The organism is Brevundimonas huaxiensis (genome assembly GCF_014218725.1).
Classification (GTDB): Bacteria; Pseudomonadota; Alphaproteobacteria; order Caulobacterales; family Caulobacteraceae; genus Brevundimonas; species Brevundimonas huaxiensis.
The window spans coordinates 1-1,578 of sequence record NZ_JABBJE010000026.1 but is presented as its reverse complement, the minus strand read 5'-3'; the positions used below and the strand labels follow the sequence as shown (position 1 = coordinate 1,578).

Annotated in this window: 1 protein-coding gene; it reads left to right on the top strand. The window is 65.0% G+C overall.

The features are described 5' to 3' along the window. Positions 1–69 precede the first annotated feature (69 nt). A complete protein-coding gene (locus HF680_RS15725; RefSeq protein WP_205196345.1) occupies positions 70–1,509 on the top strand; it encodes an IS1182 family transposase in 1,440 nt (479 codons plus the stop codon). Positions 1,510–1,578 lie beyond the last annotated feature (69 nt).

Genomic DNA, 1,578 nt, shown 5'->3' with positions numbered 1-1,578 from the left:
GAGGCTGTGTGAAAACGCCTCCAGCTCGAGCGAATTAGCTTATTCTCCCGAGGTCAGCAGGAGGTGGGTATGGGCCGCTTCGTTCAGGGTGCAGATCGCCGGCAGCCGACGCTGCTTCCCGAATGTCTCGACGACTATGTGGCCGAGGACAATCCGGTCCGTGTGGTTGATGTCTTCGTCGACGAACTGGATCTGAGGGGGCTGGGGTTCGAGGGTATGACGCCCGCAGCGACGGGCCGTCCGGCCTATCACCCGGCCATGCTGCTGAAGCTCTACGTCTACGGCTACCTGAACAAGGTGCAGTCCAGCCGGCGACTGGAGCGTGAGGCGCAGCGCAACGTCGAACTGATGTGGCTGACGGGGCGGCTGGCGCCGGATCACAAGACCATCGCCGACTTCCGCCGCGAGAACGGCCCGGCGATCCAGGCGGCTTGCGCCCAGTTCGTGGTGCTGTGCCGACAGCTGGGCCTGTTCGGCGCGGCCCTGGTCGCCATCGACGGGTCGAAGTTCAAGGCGGTGAACACCCGCGATCGCAACTTCACCGCCTACAAGGTGAAGCGGCGGATCGAGCAGGTCGCCGAGCACATCGCCAGCTATCTCGAGGACCTAGACACGGCCGATCGGCACGAGGGGGATGGCGTGGAGGCGCGGTCCGGGCGACTGGTCGAGAAGATCGATCGCCTTCGCGCCCAGATGGCGATGTTGAAGGTCATGGAGGCTGAGGTCGAAACGTCGCCTGACGGCCAGGTCTCCCTGACCGATCCCGACGCCCGCGCGATGGCGACGTCGGGTCGGGGCAGCGGCATCGTCGGCTACAATGTCCAGTCCGCCGTCGAAGGCGAGCATCACCTGATCGTCGCCCACGAGGTAGTGATGACGGGAAGCGACCGGGAGCAACTGGCCTCCATGGCGGCGAAGGCCAAGGACGCCATGGGCGTGGAGGCGCTCGATGTGCTGGCCGACCGGGGCTACTTCTCCGGCGAGGAGATCCTGGCCTGCGAGACCATGGGCGTGACGCCCTTCGTGCCCAAGCCCCTGACGTCAGGCGCCAAGGCGGCGGGCCGCTTCGGCAAGCAGGACTTCGTCTATCTGCCTGATCAAGACGTCTACCGTTGCCCGTCCGGGGCGCTGCTGCCGCACCACATGACGACCGTTGAGAAGGGTATGACACTGCATCGCTACTGGGACCGAGCGAGTTGCACCGGCTGTCGGCTGAAGGCCCAGTGCACGCCCAGCATCGAACGTCGGGTGACCCGCTGGGAGCATGAAGCGGTGATCGATGCCCTCCAGACCCGAATGGACTTGAGGCCCCGTGCCATGCGTGAACGGCGAAGCCTGGTCGAACACCCGTTCGGGACAATCAAGGCCTGGATGGGACACTCCCACTTCCTGATGAAGCGGCTGCCCAACGTGAAAACCGAGATCAGCCTCCACATCCTGGCCTACAACATGAAGCGGGTCATGGCGGTGCTGGGAACCAAGCCTCTGATCGAGGCGATCAGGGCCTGAGGCGATGGCGTCCTGCGCTTCGTCTCCACCTCCACCCCGCCACCGCTCAGCAGGTTTTTACACGGCCTC